14 protein-coding genes and 2 pseudogenes are annotated in these 19,512 nt (G+C 60.3%); 6 read left to right on the forward strand and 10 right to left on the reverse strand.

The window, feature by feature from the left end; translation table 11 throughout:
* Nucleotides 1-245: 245 nt before the first annotated feature.
* Together YUO_RS0125645 and YUO_RS0125650 are read right to left on the reverse strand one after the other, a co-directional pair.
* Complete coding sequence (locus tag YUO_RS0125645; protein ID WP_028349843.1) at nucleotides 246-1,301, reverse strand: DUF7146 domain-containing protein; 1,056 nt, start codon at nucleotides 1,299-1,301, stop codon at nucleotides 246-248.
* Entirely contained in the window at nucleotides 1,301-2,257 is a 957-nt protein-coding gene (locus YUO_RS0125650; RefSeq protein WP_028349844.1) for an ArdC family protein, read from the reverse strand. The genes YUO_RS0125645 and YUO_RS0125650 overlap by 1 nt, the downstream gene beginning before the upstream one ends.
* A 917-nt stretch (nucleotides 2,258-3,174) precedes the next feature.
* Here YUO_RS0125650 and YUO_RS0125655 point away from each other — a divergent pair.
* Genes YUO_RS0125655 through YUO_RS0125670 form a run of 4 tightly spaced genes read left to right on the forward strand, consistent with a single transcriptional unit; the run spans nucleotide 3,175 to nucleotide 8,250 of the window.
* Complete coding sequence (locus YUO_RS0125655; protein WP_028349845.1) at nucleotides 3,175-4,689, forward strand: GMC oxidoreductase; 1,515 nt, start codon at nucleotides 3,175-3,177, stop codon at nucleotides 4,687-4,689.
* Nucleotides 4,690-4,724: 35 nt separating this feature from the next.
* Nucleotides 4,725-6,035, forward strand: a complete 1,311-nt coding sequence (locus YUO_RS41720) for an aminotransferase class III-fold pyridoxal phosphate-dependent enzyme (RefSeq protein WP_083754711.1) — start codon at nucleotides 4,725-4,727, stop codon at nucleotides 6,033-6,035.
* A 29-nt stretch (nucleotides 6,036-6,064) separates the two neighbouring features.
* Complete coding sequence (locus YUO_RS0125665) at nucleotides 6,065-7,006, forward strand: sulfotransferase family protein (protein WP_028349846.1); 942 nt, start codon at nucleotides 6,065-6,067, stop codon at nucleotides 7,004-7,006.
* Entirely contained in the window at nucleotides 7,003-8,250 is a 1,248-nt protein-coding gene (locus YUO_RS0125670; RefSeq protein ID WP_283806428.1) for an MFS transporter, read from the forward strand. Before YUO_RS0125665 ends, YUO_RS0125670 begins: the two co-directional genes overlap by 4 nt.
* 211 nt (nucleotides 8,251-8,461) lie before the next feature.
* On the opposite strand, the gene YUO_RS0125675 is transcribed toward YUO_RS0125670, so the two are convergent.
* The 3 genes from YUO_RS0125675 to glmS all read right to left on the reverse strand — a co-directional run bounded on the left by YUO_RS0125675 (nucleotide 8,462) and on the right by glmS (nucleotide 13,020).
* Nucleotides 8,462-9,580 (reverse strand): IS630 family transposase, encoded by a 1,119-nt coding sequence (locus tag YUO_RS0125675; protein ID WP_028349848.1) that lies wholly within the window; start codon nucleotides 9,578-9,580, stop codon nucleotides 8,462-8,464.
* A 646-nt stretch (nucleotides 9,581-10,226) separates the two neighbouring features.
* Entirely contained in the window at nucleotides 10,227-10,424 is a 198-nt protein-coding gene (locus YUO_RS0125680) for a hypothetical protein (protein WP_028349849.1), read from the reverse strand.
* A gap of 769 nt (nucleotides 10,425-11,193) precedes the next feature.
* Nucleotides 11,194-13,020: a glutamine--fructose-6-phosphate transaminase (isomerizing) gene (gene glmS / locus YUO_RS0125685; protein ID WP_028349850.1), complete on the reverse strand. Its 1,827-nt coding sequence runs from the start codon at nucleotides 13,018-13,020 to the stop codon at nucleotides 11,194-11,196.
* A gap of 1,310 nt (nucleotides 13,021-14,330) precedes the next feature.
* On the opposite strand from glmS, the gene YUO_RS41725 reads away from it, so the two are divergent.
* Entirely contained in the window at nucleotides 14,331-15,107 is a 777-nt protein-coding gene (locus YUO_RS41725; RefSeq protein ID WP_235782826.1) for a hypothetical protein, read from the forward strand.
* Nucleotides 15,108-15,432: 325 nt separating this feature from the next.
* Here YUO_RS41725 and YUO_RS45045 read toward each other — a convergent pair whose 3' ends face one another.
* Together YUO_RS45045 and YUO_RS48980 are read right to left on the reverse strand one after the other, a co-directional pair.
* Nucleotides 15,433-16,251 (reverse strand): hypothetical protein, encoded by an 819-nt coding sequence (locus tag YUO_RS45045; protein WP_235782827.1) that lies wholly within the window; start codon nucleotides 16,249-16,251, stop codon nucleotides 15,433-15,435.
* A 141-nt stretch (nucleotides 16,252-16,392) separates the two neighbouring features.
* Nucleotides 16,393-16,584 (reverse strand): annotated as a pseudogene (locus tag YUO_RS48980) (DUF4236 domain-containing protein); the annotation flags it as partial.
* A gap of 54 nt (nucleotides 16,585-16,638) precedes the next feature.
* Here YUO_RS48980 and YUO_RS47915 point away from each other — a divergent pair.
* Nucleotides 16,639-16,802, forward strand: a pseudogene (locus YUO_RS47915) (IS5/IS1182 family transposase); the annotation flags it as partial.
* 568 nt (nucleotides 16,803-17,370) lie between these two features.
* On the opposite strand, the gene YUO_RS0125705 reads toward YUO_RS47915, so the two are convergent.
* The 3 genes from YUO_RS0125705 to YUO_RS0125715 all read right to left on the reverse strand — a co-directional run bounded on the left by YUO_RS0125705 (nucleotide 17,371) and on the right by YUO_RS0125715 (nucleotide 19,505).
* Nucleotides 17,371-17,877: a cysteine hydrolase family protein gene (locus YUO_RS0125705; protein WP_028349852.1), complete on the reverse strand. Its 507-nt coding sequence runs from the start codon at nucleotides 17,875-17,877 to the stop codon at nucleotides 17,371-17,373.
* A gap of 69 nt (nucleotides 17,878-17,946) precedes the next feature.
* Nucleotides 17,947-18,585 (reverse strand): acyl-homoserine-lactone synthase, encoded by a 639-nt coding sequence (locus YUO_RS0125710; RefSeq protein ID WP_051379656.1) that lies wholly within the window; start codon nucleotides 18,583-18,585, stop codon nucleotides 17,947-17,949.
* Nucleotides 18,586-18,776: 191 nt separating this feature from the next.
* Entirely contained in the window at nucleotides 18,777-19,505 is a 729-nt protein-coding gene (locus YUO_RS0125715; protein ID WP_028349854.1) for an autoinducer binding domain-containing protein, read from the reverse strand.
* Nucleotides 19,506-19,512: the final 7 nt, after the last annotated feature.

Below are 19,512 nucleotides of genomic sequence, written 5' to 3' on the forward strand. Positions count from 1 at the left end.
CAGCGACAGCGGAGGATGGCGAAGTCCGGCTATTTTGTTTCGCGATGCAAAGGCGCGTGGCCGGGCCCCCGCAAAGCTTTCTTCGCGGGGTGAACACCGCCGGCGGAAAATAGCCGGGCGCAGCCATTGCCGGTCCGGTCCGAATGCTGTCCGATCGCCCTCTAGAAGGCCAGGGCGCGGCCTCTCCTCGGCACTATGGGCCTCCCATCGACCTCCCGTGACGATGTCGCTGGTTACGCCGGCTCTTATCCCTTCTCCGCCATAACCAAGAAGCGGGTAACGTCCTGCGGCGCGAGTTGAATGCGCATGGCCGCTCGAAGATCGTGAATGCCGAATGTGCGGAGATCGTCATTAAAATCTCCCAACCGAGGAGACAAAGCGGTCGCCACGATACCAGCAGCCTCCGAGCGCTGCCTGAGGGCCGCCGTCGCCGCGTCTCCCGCCGCATCCGCATCCCGGACGATGTAGAGGCGACGCAGCGTCGGCGGTAGCAGCATGGCAGCTAGGTGATTGGCCGATAGTGCGGCGGCCATTGGCAAGGTAGGCAGTGCGTAGCGCAGCGACAGGATGGTTTCGATCCCTTCGCCCGCGACAAGCACATCATCCGCCGTACCGAAACGAACTGCGTTGCCGAGCAGATCGCCCATTGCCCTTCGTGGTGTGTCGATCGGCGCCTTGCCGAGCCGGATCGGGTCAAAACCCTCAGGATTAAGCCAGGTCCGGTGCGCGCCTGTTATCCGGCCGCCGAGATCGGTGACGCGGGCAATCATTGCAGGCCAAATCTCGGTCCGCGCGTCCTCATCCGGCCGATAGTAGCAGCGTGGGTGGAAGCGCAGGCTCGCTCCGTAGTGCAGCCCGAAAATGGCGCGTCCGCGCAAATATGCCTCCACGAGGGTCCCCTCGATCGGCCGAGATATCGCGAACAGCCGCCGCGACGCTTCCGGTGATCCTGCCTTTACTGTAGCGCGGACGGGCTTCGTTCGGAGATCCGGGTGCGGCCGAGGCAGCTTAAGGAAGCGCGTTGCTTCGTCCACGACATCGCGGAATTCTATGAAGCCGCAGGTTTCGCGGATGATGTCGAGGAGATCACCATGTTCGCCCGTGGCGGCGTCGGTCCATTTGCCCGCAGGTCCCTTCTGTGATTTCTGTAACCGCACGAACATCGAGCGACCTGGCGTGTTGCGGACGTCGCCGACCAGCCAGTAGCGCCCCACGCGCCGACCATTGGAGAGATAGTGGTGGCACACCGCCTCGGTCTCGCGCGCGAGGCGGTGTGCCAGTTCGGAAGCATCGAACGGCATCAGGCGGCCTCGCAGTGGGCAGGCTCTTCCGCCGGGCTCAAGGCGAGATCAGGCAAGAACGCGAGCAGATAATCCGCGACTTTGCTGGCCTGCGAAGCTGCGCGGACGATTGCGCGATTGTCTTCGCGGAGCACCTCAAGCCACGAACCGATGTAGTCCGCATGCCGCACGGTCGGCACGATGCCGAGCGAAGCACAGCAGAATGCAGCGGATATCTCCGCGACGATTTCCTCGAAGGCGTATTTCTTGGTGCCGTAATTTCCGGTTAGATCCCGGTTGAGCCGTGAGGAATGGCCGGTGGCATGAGCCAACTCGTGCAGAGCCGTGCGGTGCCAATTGATCGGCTCAAAGTAGGCAGCCGGAAATGGCACCTGAACGTAGTCCTCAGAAGGACAATAGAAGGCTCGGTTACCGCCGATTCGAAGATCGATGCCGCTGGCCCTAATCAGCGCTTCGACTTGCGGCTCGATCATGTGAGGTAACGGGAGAGGCGCCATAGTCGACACCTCGGCTGGCAGCCCGTCACATTGGTCGGTATTGAAGACCGTAAAACGTTTCAGAAAGGGAATCGCTTGGGCGTCGTCGGCCGCCTCAATCGCCCGCTTCCTCTCCTCTTCGGGCACGAAGCGGTCAGCATAGACGACGGTCGTTCCTCGCTCTCCTTTGCGGACGTGGCCACCCAGCGACAATGCCTGCCGGAAGGTGAGCCAGCTCTGGCCGGAGAAGCCCCGCTCGACCACAGCGCCCCAGAGGATCAGGATGTTAATGCCGCTATATCGCCGATGTGTTGCTCCATTGTGAGGCATGGCAAGCGGCGCCTTCGCCGCGGCCGTTCCCCACGGTTGCACCCAGGGCACACACCCCGCCTCTAGCTCGGCAATGAGTCTATTCGTGATCTCGTCATAAAGATTGGTCCGGCTGGGGCTGCTCTGCGAAACTTGGTTGTGCCTGGACATCGCGGTTCTCCGCGACGGGCACCGCGAGCCTCTCTCGCGGCTACAAACCCGTCACGGCAATCCAGGCCGCCACTCTTGGCTCTCTGGAGATCTCCACGTCTCGGCCATCTGGGTGCGTCTCGACCGCGAATGCGATCCAGAGTCCCATCCTTCTCAAAGCCCAGGTCGTGGAAACCGGTGTGGCCTCCGTCCATGCCCGGCGAGTGGCTTACTCGATAAGGGGACGAAGCTTATGTTGCTGACATCGAAATCGTGCGCGAGTATCGCGGCGTTCTGACTCTAAGTGCGAATTTTCGATCCGATCAAAATGCGTCGCATGGGCGCACGTCGGTCACGCGCGGGCGTTGCCCGATTGCGGGCGCAGGGTCAAGTTCTTGTGGCTCTCAGCGCGCGAGACCATAGACCTCAGCACCATGGACGGGCGACCTCAGTTAGTTTGCTATAAGCGCGGCATGGATCGTGAAAACCTCTTACAGCAGTCGGCGGTAGCCCACCGCAGGTCGCCCAGGACGCCGCGCGCATTGCCAAAAAAGGAAGTGCCTTCAACCTGGACTAAGTCCGTGGGGCAAGGTCCGGATGCAGCAGCCCCTCGATCATTGTCCGCTTTCTGACAGCGACACACAACCTGTGAGATTCAAAACACCGTGCGCCGTTTGCGCATCGCGAACTGTTTCAAAGCACAATCAGGCGCTTAATGCGCGCGAGAAGCGCTGGCACGGCCGTTGCTCTATCTCACCGTAGGGCAATAGGCCAATGAACATGAACGGCACGACAGGATCTTGGATTTACGGAGAAAAGCGCTGATGCCGAGGAAAGAACAGACCAAGGTCAAAGAAGTTCGCGACAGTTCGATGCAGGGCCGTTTTGGGAGCATATCACAGGACGCGATAGTTGCGGCTAGAACGGCCAGGTAAGACATGACGGCCAATGCCGTTGACGTATGCGTCGTCGGGAGTGGTGCCAGTGGCTCGATAGTCGCCCACGAGATCGCTCGAAACGGATTCCGAGTGCTCGTCCTCGAAGAAGGCCGGACGCTTTCCCCCGGCGCCTCACTGGCGACTGTCCAAAGTGGTTTCGATAACGCCTTGGTGCCCTCTCCTGCCGGAACGTTGACGCCGTTCGGGCGCCCCTGGACCGTGTCGGCGCTCGGCGGTGGAATGACGCTGTACGCCGGGATCGCCTTCCGTTTTCGGACCATCGATTTTGACGCGCGAGCGCATGTGGCCGCGGACGCGCTCGACCCAGTCTGGCCGATCGACTACGCCGAACTACGCCCCTATTACGAGGAGCTCGAACAGCGGATGGGGGTGGCCCGGCTCCCTGGCGCGGACCCGCTCGAACCGCCCAGCGATCCCGCCGTGCTGCCGCCGCACGAGTACAGCCCACAGGGCCTGTTGATCGCCAAGGCGGGCGGACGCCTAGGCCGGCTGCCGTTCCCCACCCCGCTGGCTATCAACTCGTTGCCCTATGGCGGCCGCCCGGCGTGTCACGGCTGCGGGCCTTGCAACGAACACGTGTGTCCGACCGGTGCGAGGGCCGATGCGCGGTCCCCATTCTCTGACGTGCCCCTGCCGCCCGGTGCACTGACAGTCGCCCTAGGCAGCAAGGCCGTGCGTATCGAGTTGGGCAACGTGAGCCGCGCGGACTCGGTGGAATGGCTGGACACCGTGACCAGTCAACGCGCTCGGGTCCGCGCCCGCTGCGTGGTGCTCACCGGCAACGCGGTGCAGTCTGCCGCCCTGCTGCTACGGTCGGCGCAGTCCGCGGCGCCCAACGGCATCGGCAATGCCACTGGCATGGTCGGCAGCGGGATCTCGTTCAAAATCAGTGGCTACGTGTCCGGCAACACCACGCTGGACCGGCTGCCCGCGCGGTCGCCGGGCGGCCCGTTCTCCACGGTCGCAATGTCGGATCACTACCTCGACGACGAGGCGCCCTCCGGGCTGGGCGGAATGATCTACGAAGCCAGTCGTGCCGAGCAGGCGATTTGTGACGGCAATATAGCGCTACGGCTTCATTTCCTGGCGGCCGATCAGCCCATGCGCAAAAACACGGTCCGACTGGCCAACAGTCGAGATCGGTTAGGTCTGCAGAAAATTATTCTTGAGTACTGGACCCATCCGCTGGACAAACGCCGATTAGGCTATTTGTCCCGACGCGCGTCGGAATTGCTCGCCGAAGCCGGCGTGAAAAAAGTCGCTTACCAGGATTCCAACTATCAGTCCGGTAGCGGGCATCTGCATGGCGGCTGTCGAGCAGGTGTCGATCCAACAGAGTCTGTAGTCGACCGCTGGGGTCGGGTGCACGACATCGACAATCTCTATGTCGCGGACGGCGGGTTCTTTCCGTATTCCGGAGGCGTCAACCCGACCTTCACTATTCAGGCGAACGCGCTGCGGATCGCTCGAAGAATAGCCACGCAGCTCGCCTGACCGACCATGGGCGGAGAATCAACCGGAGATCATTCATGCCCATGAGCACGCCCAGTGCCACCGTCGCCGCGACCGACGCGCAAAAAACTGCGCTCCGCCGCGCGCTGCGGATCACCGCGTCGGAGAAATGGGATCTCAACCGGCGTTTTCCAGTGGTGATGAGCCGCGCGTCCGGCGCGCATGTCTGGGATGTTAATGGAAAACAATACGTGGATTTCACCTCATGCAGCGGGGCCGCGCCGTTGGGAGCCGGATACGAACCTGTGCTCGCGCACGTCGCCACGGAAATGCGCCGCACCGGCGGCATCCTACCGGGGCCGTTGTCCGTACACCGGGTCGAGGTGGCCGAACGGCTCGCGGAAATCTTTCCGGTCGCGCAACGCTCCGTGTTCTTCCGCACCGGCTCATGCGCCACCACCGCCGCAGTCCGCCTCGCTCGCGCGCACACCGGCGTCAACCTGGTGCTTACTAGCGGATATCACGGCTGGCACGACTGGCACTTACAGGACCGGCCAGCGATGGGGCTGCCCAGGCGGGACCCGGACAGCGTGGAGTTCCGCTACGACCTGGACCTGCTTGAGAAACTGCTCAGCCTCCAGCGCGTCGCCGCGGTGATCATCACTCCCGAGGTCAACTTCTTCCCTGCCGAATACCACCGGCGATTGCAGACGCTGGTGCACCAGCACGGTGCCCTGTTGATCCTGGACGAGGTTATGACCGGTTTCCGCTACGCCCTCGGCGGATATCACACTGCAGTCGGCCTCACGCCCGACCTGATCACACTGAGCAAAGGACTGGCGAACGGCATGGCGCTATCTGCGGTGGCCGGTCGGGCTGACGTGCTCAACGCCACCGAAAAGACCTACCTGGGCAACACCTATCAGCGCGAGGTTACCCCGTTCGCGGCCGCGCTGAGCACCCTAGACGCGCTGCGCGACGGGACCGCACTGGCGCGGATGCGTCAGGTTGGCGAGCAACTCATCAACGGGCTCAACGAGGTCTTCGTCGGCCAGCAGGTCGAGGCGTGGGCGTTCGCCTGGCCTACCATGTTCGACGTCATGTTTGCCGACGCCGAACTCGGCCACGCGTTCTTCCAGGAGATGTGGTCGCGAGGCTTCCTCATGCAGTACGGCGGCCGGTTCATGCCATCCGCGGCATTGTCCGACGCTGACGTACGGGCCGCGATCGAAGCCGCCGGGCAGGCTTTGCCGGTGGCACTGGCGCGAGTGGATAGCACTGGCGACGACCCGGATCCGGTGGCCGCCGCCGTGCGGTTCGCCGGTGATCACTTCGTGGCCACCCCGGATTCTGTCCGGCGCTGGTTCACTGCGCCCACCTACCCATGAACACCAGCTGTCAAACAGGGAACACCGCTATGCCCGAGGCCGACCCATTTCCCACTTCGCCGGTTCTGCTCGGCGGCGACAACAGGTCCGGCACGACCTTGCTGAGCGTCGTGCTGGACTCGCATCCCGATCTGGTGATCGGGCCGGAGATCGACTTCCTGGAGCCGCCTAATCTTGGTCCGCACATCCTGCGCGCGATTGACCTGCTGGATGCCAGCGACCCCAAGGTCACCGGCACCACAAAGAGCACGATCGATCCATTCTGGTACGACGGCGTACACTTCGCGGTGCAGTGCCGACGCTTTGGCCTGGACTTCGACGACGTGCGCGAACTGGTCAGCAAAGTAATGGTCGAAGTGGCCAATGACATTGTGTCGTTCGCCGACCGGTGCCGGCTGATCAACGAGATCGGTGAGTTCCGCAGGGCTCACACCGGAGCCCAGCGGTGGGGACTAAAACTACAGCGCAAGATCGCTCAGGTCGATTCTTACGCCCGGCTGTGGCCGAGGGCGCATTTTGTGCACATTGTGCGCGACGGTCGGGACCTGGCCGCCTCGCACCTGAAAACCGTGCCGGATTGGGGTTACCGGACCGCCGCCGAAGCCGCGCGGGGCTGGCTTGAAGTGGTCACCCGGCCGCATCGGGTCGCGCCGCCAGACCGCTACCTCGAGCTGCGCTACGAGGATCTGGTAAGTCGTCCTCGACCCACCCTGACCCAAATCCTGGACCACCTCGGCTTGCCTTGGAACGAGGCCGTGCTGCGGCACGCCGAGTATCAGCACGCGCTCTTCGACCATCCGTACGGCCACCCGGCGGCCGAATCCGCCGGCAAACCGCTGCACTCGGGGCGGCTCGGTCGCTACGCGGAGGATCTGACGCGCGCTCAGATCGCGGAGTTCGAGCGGATCGCCGGCAGTGAACTGGCCCGGCTGGGCTATCTATCGGCCCCGACCTCGATCGTCGAAGCGTGAGCCGCGTCCACTGTTCCGCCGCCCTGCTCCGACTGCCGCGTGGCTACCTGGCGCTACTCGTTGGCCAGACCGTGTCGTTGCTGGGCTCCCAAGTGACCATGCTAGCGCTGCCGCTTACCGCGATTACTCTGCTGGGCGCGGGACCCGTGCAGACCGGGCTGCTGCTGGCTTGCGGTCGGGCGCCGTACCTGGTGGCGGGCCCGTTCGCCGGCGTCATCGTGGACCGCCTCCCGCACCGGTGGATCCTGTTGATCGCCAACTTGGTAATGGCGGCAACGCTGGCCACGATTCCCCTGCTGGCCGGCCTCGGACACCTCGGAATGGTCCAGCTGTGTACGGCAACGGCGCTGGTCGGGGTGGCGGCGGTGAACGCCGAGGTGGCCTATCTGGCGTGCGTACCCACGGTGGTGGACCGGACTCGGCTGATCCAGGCGCAGAGTTTGTTAGAGCTCAGCCAGGCAAGCGCGGTGGCAGTCGGTCCGTTCCTGGCCGGCTGGCTGGTGAGCACGTTCTCCGCGCCGACCGCGATCCTGGCCGACTCGGCCTCTTTCCTGCTCGCCGCCGCGTTGCTGTCGCTCGTGCCGATGCGCGCGGCCGCCGGCTCAGCGGCCGGGCCGACCCAGCTATTTGGCCAAATGGCCGAAGGGCTAACCACCGTGTTCGGCACCCCGATTCTGCGGGCAGTCACGTTGGCCACTGGCACCTTCATCTTTTGGTACAACGCATATTCGGCGGTCTTCCTGCTGCACCTGACGAAAGATCTGGGTTTGGAGGGCGGGACTGTCGGCATGGTGCTCGGCATCGGTGCACTCGGTGGCGTCGTCGGCGCGGTCACCGCACCGTGGGCGGGACGCGCGATCGGCCTCGGGCCGGTGCTGATGGTCGCGCTGGCGCTCAGCGCTGGAGGCATGAGCTTGGCGGCGCTTCTCACCCGGCCGTGGTGGGCCGCGTTAATGTGCGTGGCACTGTCTCAGTTCCTGCTGTCGGTTGGTCAAGGGATTTACAACGTGCAGCAGGTCCCTATTCGATATGCGCTGGCCCCGCACCGGCTGCAGGGCCGGGTGAACGCGAGCATCCGGAGCGTCGTGTGGGGACTGGCGCCACTGGGCGCGCTGGTCGGCGGCGCGGCGGGTGCCGCATTGGGCCTGCGTGCCACGTTGCTGGCTAGTAGCGTGCTGGGCGCGGCGTCGGTTCTGTGGATCTGGTGGTCGCCGCTGCGCCACACGCACAGTTTGCATCTCTAACTAGCAGACAGGACCGCTTATGGAAATCAAAACACTGGACGAGCTTGGCCTTCACCCGCGCCGGCTGACTGTGTGGCGGATCGACGTGCCCGGACCCTGGCCTGGCGCCCCAACTCGCGGGCGACGGTCTCACGTTGCTTCCACTTCGCGATATCTTCTGCCCTCGCCTCCGTTCAGATGCCTCGGGACAACAAAGATGCCGGAGAGTAATCTAGTGTCCTGAACCAGAAGTTCGCAACATTGCGCCGTGTTCTGCCGGAGCATTGTAACGGCAGAAGCGCTCGATGGAAGCAAGGATGTCATCGGCGGATTTGGTCCATCGGAAGGGTTTCGGGTCGGCGTTGTGTCGGTCGATGAACGAAGCGATGTCCGCCCGGAGGGCGGCGACGCTGCGATAGATGCCGCGTCGGATTTTCTTATCGGTGAGAAGCGCGAAGAAGCGCTCAACCTGATTGAGCCACGACGAGCTTGTCGGGGTCAGGTGTACGTGCCAACGCGGCCTTTTGGCCAACCATTTTCGGATCAGCGGGGTTTTGTGTGTGGCGTAGTTGTCCATGACGAGATGGACGTCGAGTTCGCGCGGCGCGGCGGCCTCGATCTCGTCGAGGAACTTGCGGAACTTAGCGGCTCGGTGGCGTCCGTAGCACTTGCCGATCACCCGTCCGGTCGCAATGTCGAGCGCGGCGAACAGCGATGTGGTGCCGTGCCTTTTGTAGTCATGGCTCCTTCGGGCCGGCTGGCCAGGACGCATTGGCAGCATCGGCTGGCTGCGGTCCAGCGCCTGAATTTGGGACTTCTCATCTACACATAGAACGATGGCGTGCTCCGGCGGCGAGACGTAAAGACCCACGACGTCGCGCACCTTGGCCACGAAGTTCGGATCGGTCGAGAGCTTGAACGTCTGCATCCGGTGCGGCTGGAGCCCGAAGGCCCGCCAGATGCGTTGCACCGTCGACACTGACAGCCCGCTGGCTTTCGCCATGTCGCGGGAGCTCCAATGGGTGGCGTTCTCGGGGCAGCTCTCCAGCGTCCTGATGATCACCGCTTCGATCCGGGCGTCGTCAATGGTGCGCGGCGCCCCGGAGCGCGGCTCGTCATGCAGCCCGTCCACGCGCCGCTCCACAAAGCGCCCCCGCCACTTGCCTACGGTCTGCCGGTCCAGCCCCAGCTTGGCCGCCACCTCCGTGTTCTGACCGCCTTCCGCGCAGGTCAGCACGATCCGCGCTCTCAGAGCCAGCGCCTGCGCCGTCTTCCGCCGCATCGTCAGCGACTGCAGTTCGGCACGCTCGCCATCGCTCAATATCAGGGGCGCAAGTTGCTGGGCTGCCATCAGATCCTCCGTCGCTGTTGCAACCGCCATCTCTGGCACAGCGACGCGAATCTACTGCGAACCTATGATTGCGAACTTGTGACTCAGGACACTAGCTGCCCATCGACTTCATCTCATAGACGATCGGTCTAAGCCCCGATCATCTAAGGCGGAATCGATGGGATCGCTTGCGCTTTAAGGAGCCCGCCCTTCCTCGCCGTATTGCACGTCGCCAGGATGGGCAGGACAGCAGATCCTCAGTGCCGATGGACTCTAGCAGTTCGCACTGATCAGTGAAGTTAGCCCAACGTTCGACTTTACCTCAGCAACTCCGATTCGTCTGAGACCCGCTCCTGAAAGCGAATCCCGAAGCGGGACGAATGTGATGCATCAAGTTGTAGACGCGGGCGGCGGCGAACTGAACCGACGCCAGCTGTGCAAGCGGGCCACCGCCACGCGAGACTCCGATCCGTACCCTTCTTCGCAGAAGGCGCAATGATGACGCGCAGAACAACCTGAGAGCTCCGCTCCAAAATCGACTGCCGCTCAATGGCTTGGACAGCTCTTCACGGACGACCGCCGGGGACCAAGCCATAGGGGCCGACACTTGTGCGGGTCGGAGTTAGTTCCTGCCGCACGCACACCAAAAAACCCTTTCGATGAGCACCTAAGCTGGTGGAAGCGATACCTCTTCTCGAGTCATCGTCTGCGCATCGTAAATTCTGATCTGAAGCATTGGAAAGCGCTTCTTCAGATCTTCTGCCCCTGTCTTTGCTCCGACCTTGGTCATAAATTCGGCTTTCAATCGACCATCCACTTCGAGCGCGTAGCCTGACGTGGGCAGTTTGTGGGCGGCAGCAACCATTTCGTGTCTCGTCTCGCATTGCGATTGTGGAGGAGAATAGCCTAGCGTGAGTCGCTCAAATCGCGCCAGCGGCACTGTGTGAATCGTCGCGAAGCGGTAGTTTATGAGCAAATTGGCCTTCCGACCTTCGGTAGTTCGGGGAATCCCCTTATTTCTTCGTAGAGACAAGAACGAATGGATGCCGCACCTTCAATTCGCGGCCTTGCCATAGGAATTGCACACCGTGGATACTGATGATGCACACCGCGGATATCGAACATGGCCGCCGACGATGGGAAAGCGCTTGCAGCCAGCGATGGAGCGGTCGGGCCCACACTAAAAGCGCCAAGGTCACGAAGCTTGCCGCAACGAACATGAGTAAGAGCTCACGAGGCCGAATTTGCGGAGGGACCTGGATGGCTATCTCGTCGAATTCGCCGCGCTGCCCGCCGGATCAGCAGCGCCCGGCTGTGGTGGTGTAGCCGACTAATTCAAGCGGACCTTCAGTTACCGATGCACGGCAGACAAAGTTCCTATAGATCGCCATCCGTGAATCCCGGTCCGGGAGCTGAACTTCAGTTGTACTTTTGAGGTCATTATCGCATTTCGAGGTGCGAACCCTTCATGTCCGGAAGGCGATATGGACGCACGCAACAACGACGATCGGCAAAGATGGATAGGAGAGAAATCGAAGATCTGCTCGGTTTTGGCTTCCACAGAACGGATACAACCAAACACGAAGGCCTATTCGCTGGAGGCTCACGACCACCGCGACTTTCGCCCTGCCCGCCTATTCTACGGTCACCGATTTCGCGAGATTGCGTGGCTGATCGACGTCCGCTCCCATTACGACAGCGGTATAGTAGGCCAAGAGCTGCACCGGAACGGCATAGACCATGGGTGTAAAGGTTGCCGCCATGTCTGGCAGCACAAGGGTCACGAGCGAATCCACCGTCGCTTCCGAAGCCCCTGTCGCATCGGTCATCAGGATGATGTTGCCACCACGAGCGGCGACTTCCTGCATGTTTGAGACGGTTTTTTCGAAAACCCGGTCGTAAGGAGCGATCACCACCACCGGCATGCTCTCGTCAATCAGCGCAATCGGGCCATGCTTGAGCTCGCCGGCGGCATAGCCCTCGGCGTGGATATAGGAGACTTCCTTCAGCTTGAGCGCGCCCTCCAGCGCCAAGGGGAACGACGTGCCGCGGCCGAGATAGAGCACAGCGCTCGATTTGGCGATATCGCGCGCGAGCTTCTCGATCTGCGGTTCGATCGCGAACGCCGCAGCGATCAGCCGCGGAACTTCGATCAGCTCACCCACGAGCTTCAATTCATCGATGTCGGACAATTCTCCGCGCCCTTTGCCTGCGGCGACCGCAAGGGCGGCCATCACCATCAGCTGACAAGTGAAAGCTTTGGTCGAGGCGACGCCGATTTCCGGACCCGCCAGTGTCGGCAGCACGGTTTCGCTCTCGCGCGCAATCGTCGACGTCGGCACGTTGACCACAGAAACCGTGTGCAGCCCCTGCGCCTTGGCATAGCGCAACGCGGCCAGCGTGTCGGCGGTCTCGCCAGACTGCGAGATGACGATCGCAAGATCCCCCTTGCGCAAAGGCGCTTCGCGGTATCGGAGTTCAGAGGCGACATCGATCTCGACCGGTATACGCGCCAGCCGCTCGAACCAATACTTGGCGACGTGACCGGCATAGCTTGCGGTACCGCAAGCCGTGATCGAGATGCGCCTAATGTCATTGAAGTCGAATGGCAGTTCGAACGGCAGCGCGATTCGCTTTGCGGTCATATCAACATAACGCGCGAGCGTCTGCCCGACCACTTCCCGCTGTTCGTGAATTTCCTTAGCCATGAAGTGGCGATAATTCGCTTTGTCTACCAGGAGCGATGACGCGCCGGACTTCAGCTTGTCCCGGTGGACGACGGCGCCTTTCGAATCATAGATGACGCAGATCGTGCGGGTAAGCACGGCGCAGTCGCCGTCTTCAAGATAGGTGATTTTATCGGTGAAGGGCGCGAGCGCGATAGCATCCGATCCCAAATACATTTCGCCGTCGCCATGTCCGATCGCGAGCGGCGACCCCCTGCGCGCGCCGATCATGAGATCGTTATGACCTTTGAACAGGAATGCCAGCGCGAACGCGCCGCGCAGCCGCGGCAGCAACGCTTTCACTGCGTCCTGCGGCGAGTAGCCATGCTTTAGATAGGATTCGACGAGATGCACCACCACCTCGGTATCGGTCTCCGAGGCGAAGTTAGCGCCATTCTGCTCTAGCTCAGCGCGCAGCTCGCGGAAATTCTCGATGATCCCGTTATGGACGACGGCGACATTGTCCGTCATATGCGGATGGGCGTTGCGCTCAGTCGGCTTGCCATGGGTGGCCCAGCGCGTATGACCGATACCGGCATGACCCGACAGCAGATCGCCGCGTAGCCGCGCCTCGAGTTTTTTCAGCTTGCCCTGGGCACGCCGGCGCTCGAGATGGTCGCCTTCAAGCGTCGCGACGCCTGCGGAGTCGTAGCCACGATATTCCAGTCGTTTGAGTGACTCGACCAGCTGCCCCGCCACTGGGCCGCGCCCGAGGATGCCGACAATCCCGCACATGCCGATCAATGCCCTCCAGCCTCAAGGAAATCATCTTCAAAACCGCAGAAATTTCTTAACCAAATTCACTGGTCTGAAGGTACTCAATAGTCATTGCGGATGGCGACGCCGTTAGCGGTTCAACTCTGGAATTCGCTGTCGGAGCAGTTTAGCCTCGCCGCATGCACACGCGTGCTAGGTCTTAGAAGTTTCAACCAACATCGGTTCGCCCAGCGCCGCCTTGGCGAGCACAATCAAATACCAGTAGGAAGCGGAGCAAGCGCAGCAAACGAACTGAGGGTTTCGAGGTGAGCCAAATACTCAGGCGCCAGTCCATGGTCCCGTGCGACAGCGAGCGATGGCGCAAACAGACTCTTTGTCCGGTAGCGAAGATAGCAATCGTAGTCGCAATAAGGCTCATTGGTGGAGATATCTCGCTGGTAGCGTGATCCCAGCGATCGACGACACTCGGTGCAAATCGACGGACCGCGTGCCGTCCTGCGATAGAACTTCATAATCGTCGGTGACCTCGTCTTGCTTCCGTGCGCGAGAGCCATTCAGGACGCTCGGGCCCGATTCTCGACGAGACTAAAACGATTGCGTTTGATGGCTCAATTCTACGTACGTAAACCTTCGATATTGAAACGGTTTGGAAAGCTATACGAAGGTTTGTAATCCGCCCCTCCTCCGTTAGTACTGATGTCAGCGGTCCGCCTTGCGCGGCCAGCTTGCGCGATCGCGGTTAGCGGAAAACAGTTTGTCATGAACAGCCTCGCGCACCTGCCGTGCCGCCTAGGCACGCGTGGTCTATTCCAGAGTTAGACGCCAAGTTGTTCATGGGTCGCTCAGTGCCTCGACACAAAGGTTTTTATGATTGTTGGCATTTCCAAGAGGGCTGGCTGCTCAGGAGGGACCGCACTTCGATGCTGCGCGGCGCGCCAGGCTGGTGCCTAAATGAGGCCGCATGTTGAGAGTCAACACCGCCGCGAAGTACCGTTGCATTGATTTAATCGAAGATACTTGCCGGAGCGCCCGCCAGCAGTTGACGTGAGCGGTTTGTGAAAAAAGCCATGCGACGCTGTCCTCAACAGTACACTCGGATTCGTATTGGTGATCGAGTTGGTTGAGATCAATGACAGCCGCGCTGGGCTTCTAATGAGCCAGTTAAGGCGACGCTTCTGGCTAGTCTGAAGTGGTGCGGCCTGGAATTGCATCCCACCAAAACAAGCAGGCGACAGCATCTGTGTGTAGCTAATATGCTTTGCGAGCGTTCGGGAGGAAAAAATGCGTCTGCCAGACCGCTCGTAGCGTTCGTGATTCGGAGGAGTCGGATGATCACGCCGGTTCGACGGAATTGGAGTCCCAAAGAATTGTTCAATGCTCTGACGCCGGTGATGTTCACCGCCGAGCCATCAGTTCTGCGCGCGCGTTGGAGAAAGTTGTGGCCAGAACTGTATACTGAATATGACGCGAGGCATCTGAAAAAGGAGCTGTCCGTCCGCAACTTGATCGCTACCGAGGAAGCGGCGGCATTCTTTGATGCCTGGGCCATGGACGAGGAGCGTCACGCCGAGGGCTTTATACAGATCATGGAGCTCGTCGCTGATGGATCCGAAAAGGATCTTTGGGAAAGATTGGACGCTCGATCGCACAATTTTAGTGCAATCAATGAATACCTGAAAGACGAATTCTCCGTGATGGTTATGATAGCCTTTGATGAAATGTGCACCTGCCATGCCTATGCTGCGGATAAGGGTTTTTATGCAGGACTTGGGAGCGATAGATTCGTTCGTTGGCTAAGGGAAGTGACTGCCGACGAGGCAGTTCACTCGGTGAACGCGGTTAACGTTATCCGCGCCCGATACTCCGATCGCATCCGCGAAGTCGGCACAATCCTCGACGGCCTCACCACCGGTGTCGTCGATGAGTCGGACTATGGCGGGACCTTCGTTCTGGATTACTTCGGCGAGAAGTACACGAAGGAGATGCTAGCCAACTGCCGCGCCACAATCCTGAGAAATGTTGCCAAGCCGCTCACGACCCAGAGCGAGACGGACGGAGCGGTCGGCCAAGTTGAACTCAACGCCTTCGCACCCGCCGCAGAGTGATTCCCGCGCCCAGCTTGCTCCTTCGGCTCGTACATGAGCGTCTGCCGCACAGCGGAACAACGAACGTCAAAAGAACGCGGTCGCTTCAGTAGTCGATGGATTGATCGTTATGCTGTTTCGGCCTTCCACCTCGCTGAGTTCTCTAGACCAAAATTCCGCCAGACCTTGGATCAGCGACCGTTGGCCTCTAGGTCGTGTGGTCCTGTAGTCCAGCATTTTTTGTTCGGCTAGCGGTCGAATAAAATCGTCGAAATCAATAATCTAAGAAAATTCGCTGAGTGGAGCAGAGGTCCGACGTCAGGGCCCCCAATAGGCCCTAGACCATTCATCCTTTCACGGATGCTGACATTGCAGCGATTGATGACACAAACGCCTCGGCTACATCTACGCGCGAGCATTGAATGCGCTCGTTCAATCGACCGGCTGGGCGGAGATCGATCTCGCCATAGAGACAGATGGGCAACCGCCTGTTGTTCTTAAACCGCCGGTCTGGACCTCCCTTGCGGTTCACGTAACGCCAGATCTGGTCCACGACAGTTGCGTCCATGGGCGGCGCTTCCTCCTCAATAAAACGAGTATGTCGGAAAGTGACTTCAACATCGCTGTAGCTAAATCCAGCGACAGCATTACCAGCGGTGACCAGAATTACGTCGGGCGTCAAATATATCGTTTCTTTCCCGGCTGGGAGCTTGAGAAAGTTCATGTTGGTGGTGACAAGCGGCGGATTACCGGTGGCCAAGTGGATTTGCTTTCGTTCTATTAACTTCGATGCGCCCGCGTTTCCTTCCCAGTCGGCTTCCTGTTTCTCTAATGGAACATTCCAAATGCGACCGCAACGCGCCATCTCACTAATCGCGTGGGTCAAAGCCTCAAACCGCTCGGATTGATCCGCAGATAGCTCGTAGTCGAGCAACAAAGTGCTTGACTGGCGTCCGTGAAGGACGAGCGATCCAAGAACGAGTACCGATCCGGCAGCCATCGTGAATGCGGCTATTGGTGGAATGGCCGCCCCCGAACCGCCGATCATGGTGGCAGCGACGACAAACAGCGACGAGACGATGGCGATCCATACCTTGTACGTTCGCCATCGCGATTCGCAGGCTGCCAGTGTCTGCGCAATCTCAACTGTCGAATTTGCAACCAATTGATCGATAGGCGCGCTATCGATGACAGTAGTGCCGGGATCATCGAAGGGCGTTGGCTGTCGCGCAGCTGTATTGTTGATATCCGGTAGTGGAGGAGGCGGTCCGCCTGTGGAGTAAGGCTGATAGGTGGACCACGAAATTCCTGATCCGGGCACACCGACTGTTGTTCTCGTGCGGTGCTGTCCAACGGTGTAATGGGGCCCACGCGGGCCGAGCGAGGCGCTTGCCCCGCTCCCGCTCAAATTCAGTCGGACGCCGGGAATGATCTTGAAACTGAAACCTAAATGCCAGCAACTAAGTAGACGCAGCTCGGGCGACTCGGCGCCGCGTATTTAGGGCCAAATGGAGGCGCTGTCCCTACCGCCCGCGCTGCTAGCTCAATATAACACCTGATCGTTGATTCTACCATCGTCCGAGCCCACAAGCAGCTGCCGAGGCTAAAAAAGGGGCCTGAAGATCAAGCTATCGGCCATTCTAGCGATGACCTGACCACCAAGATCTAGATGGCGTTCGAGGCTTGGCATGTCCCGTGCGGTTCACACCGACTGCCCGGTCAGAGGTGATGCGCAAGCTTAGCCTTGTCCCCTAAACGAATTCCATGGTTCTGTCGAGAGGATCTGACGAGCACGACGCGGCGCTCGCTTGCGATAAGCTTCGAGCCGCATGGTTCTTCAGTGATGAATGATGATTCGGGAAGCGTTCGCGAAAAATACGAAAGGATGATCTGATCGGCTTCAAGGTTCGCGACTGTTCACTGGCGAACATCGTCCTTGTGTTGACCGGAGGCCCGGATATTCATGATCGCATCTCCGGCATCGCAAAAGGACTCGCAATCCTGTCGAGCTCATCCAAAGAAAATTCCTCCTTATCGGACTACGCGGTGTCCTTCCTCTACATTGCTGCCAGCGCGAGCCCTCTCGGATCCCCTCGCACGTGCGATGAAGCTCGTCTTACCTGCTCTCTCACCTGAATCTCAGGCAAACCGCAGGTGCTGAATGCAGCGCTAGACTTTGTCTCGCTCTTGGATGCCCAGCGCCTCTCCATGCTGCGCATCTGCGCCCGCAAGACCAGTACCACAAGAACGGGTGCCCCGCTTGGGGGGTGGGATGGCCCCCAGATCATAATAGAAGCTGCTGAACTTTTTGCGTCAAAAGCGGATCATGCAGACATACCGCCCATTCCAGCAGCATCTGGCGCACCGTGGTCGCCAAGATGCCATGAAGCGCCATCCGATCCAAAGCGAGTGATCGATCCGCGTCGACACGCGTTGCAATAAGGTCCGAGAGGAGGCGTACGTCATATCCACGCTCGACCGCCTGCAGTGCGGCAATGAAGATATCTTCTTCGAGCCAACCTCCCCCAAAGAAAATGATACCGGTTTCGCGTGAAGCCAGATTGTCCGTAAACCGCCGATCGTGCCAAATGGAAAGAGCGTCAACGTCCGGCTGCACCATCGAGTGCACGAGTTGCTGACCCTTTATCCCGAACGGCTGGCATTCGCCGATGAGGGTCGACGCGACGGCGAACATCTCCAGGCCCGTCTGCAGCAATGAGAAACTGACATGCCGCGGGGCAAGTCCGGCCGAAGCCGGCGTCTCGCCGCGCGTCATATTGATCAAAACCACCCGACTATGTCGTGGGTCCGCGAGCATTTACGTATCAAATTACTTTTGCTGGATGCTGCTCGCGGGGCATCAGGCGGCCGCGTCAACAAGATCCGCTGGCACAAGCACGGGGCCATTGACGTCGGCTTGTTCGTACATCCTGTGAAGCGTTTGTTCTGACATGTCGAGAAAGCCGGCGACCGCCATGGTCGATCCGACCTGCTGCGGAGCAGCGATCCGTCTCAATGGCCAGCGCGCACGGCGGAGAATGCGCTCCATACGTGTATCAGTGACTGTCACGATGCTGTCTGCGCGCGCGCCGCGTGCTGCCTCCATCATGGCGGCAAAAAGGATAAACGTTGCGCGATTGAGACTATTGGCCGCCTGCTCCGCAACAAGACTGGTGTCGACGCAAAAGCGTGAGCTTTCGAGAATTCTTTCGTCAGCCGGCGCTGGCGTCCCGCCGAGCAGAACGGGAAAGGTATCGGCCAACATGGTTGGTCCGGTCGTCGGAAGCAGACGAACCGAACCAACCGGCTCCCCCGCGTCGGCCATCAGAACGAGATAAGTCGGCCCGAGAGTGTCATACACATCGAGCTCAAATTCACCCGAGACCGACACTGACCAGTCGAGCCTGTCCTTGAAGACACGGCGCCGCAGCCGATACATCGCCGCAAGTAACTCCAGATGACGACCAAATTGAGAGGTGTGAATTGCGATGGCATGCATAGCGACCTCCTGAAATTGTCGGGAGGCCTCAAAACCAGAAAGAGAGGTGCTAATCGCCTGTCAAATTTTACAGGTACCTCTTGTTCAATTTGATTACGTTAGACTTTTTTGGACAGAACGCAATACAACATGCCCGGCGCGACGAGCACCAGGTCTGTTGTGCATCTCGCGAAATGGGAGGGTGTGGATGATTAGGACAACAAACCGCGCCGCAGCGCCTCGGCGACGCATTGAGCAATAGATGCTGCACCTAGTTTGCGGCGCGCGTTCTCAAGATGAAACACGACAGTTCGCGGTGCAATCTGGACGAGAACCGCGATATCGGCGACAGTTTTTCCGCGCGCGGTCCATGCAAGGCATTGGCGCTCGCGCTGAGTGAGTTCGCTTGCGGCGAGTTTACTGGCAGAGAGTACGTCAAGTCTGGCGGCGACATAACAATGAAAGTGCAACCCGACGAGGTGTACGAGATCCTTCCCGTCGGCCACGAGCCGCTCGGGGTGAAGATCGCGGTCGCCCGTCGCGAGCGTAAATGCAGCCATCCGGCCAAATCCACCCCTGATGGGCACAGTGATGCCTGATCTAATCCCGAAGGTCGTCGCTTCATCGAAGAACCGGCGCTGCTCGCGATTTCCGGCCAGCGCTGACGCCTCGCCTCCCCAGCTGAACAGCGCGTGCTCGGCACGCGCGCGGCGTACCACAGGATCGAGCTGCTGATATCCAAGTTGGAAGTACCGGCTGGTCCAGGATTTGGGATATGACGAGATCAACATCGGCGTCTCGCCGGTCAATCGCAGGTAGGCAAATCGCTGGAAGCCAAGCCTCTGTGTTAGCCGCGTTGCGACGCGCTCAAATTCATCCTCGCTGGTTGCGGTTTGGATGGCATCAATAAATTCCTGGAAGATGCATTCGACCGGGCTCATTCCGGCT

Source organism: Bradyrhizobium murdochi (assembly GCF_000472965.1).
GTDB classification, from domain to species: Bacteria; Pseudomonadota; Alphaproteobacteria; order Rhizobiales; family Xanthobacteraceae; genus Bradyrhizobium; species Bradyrhizobium murdochi.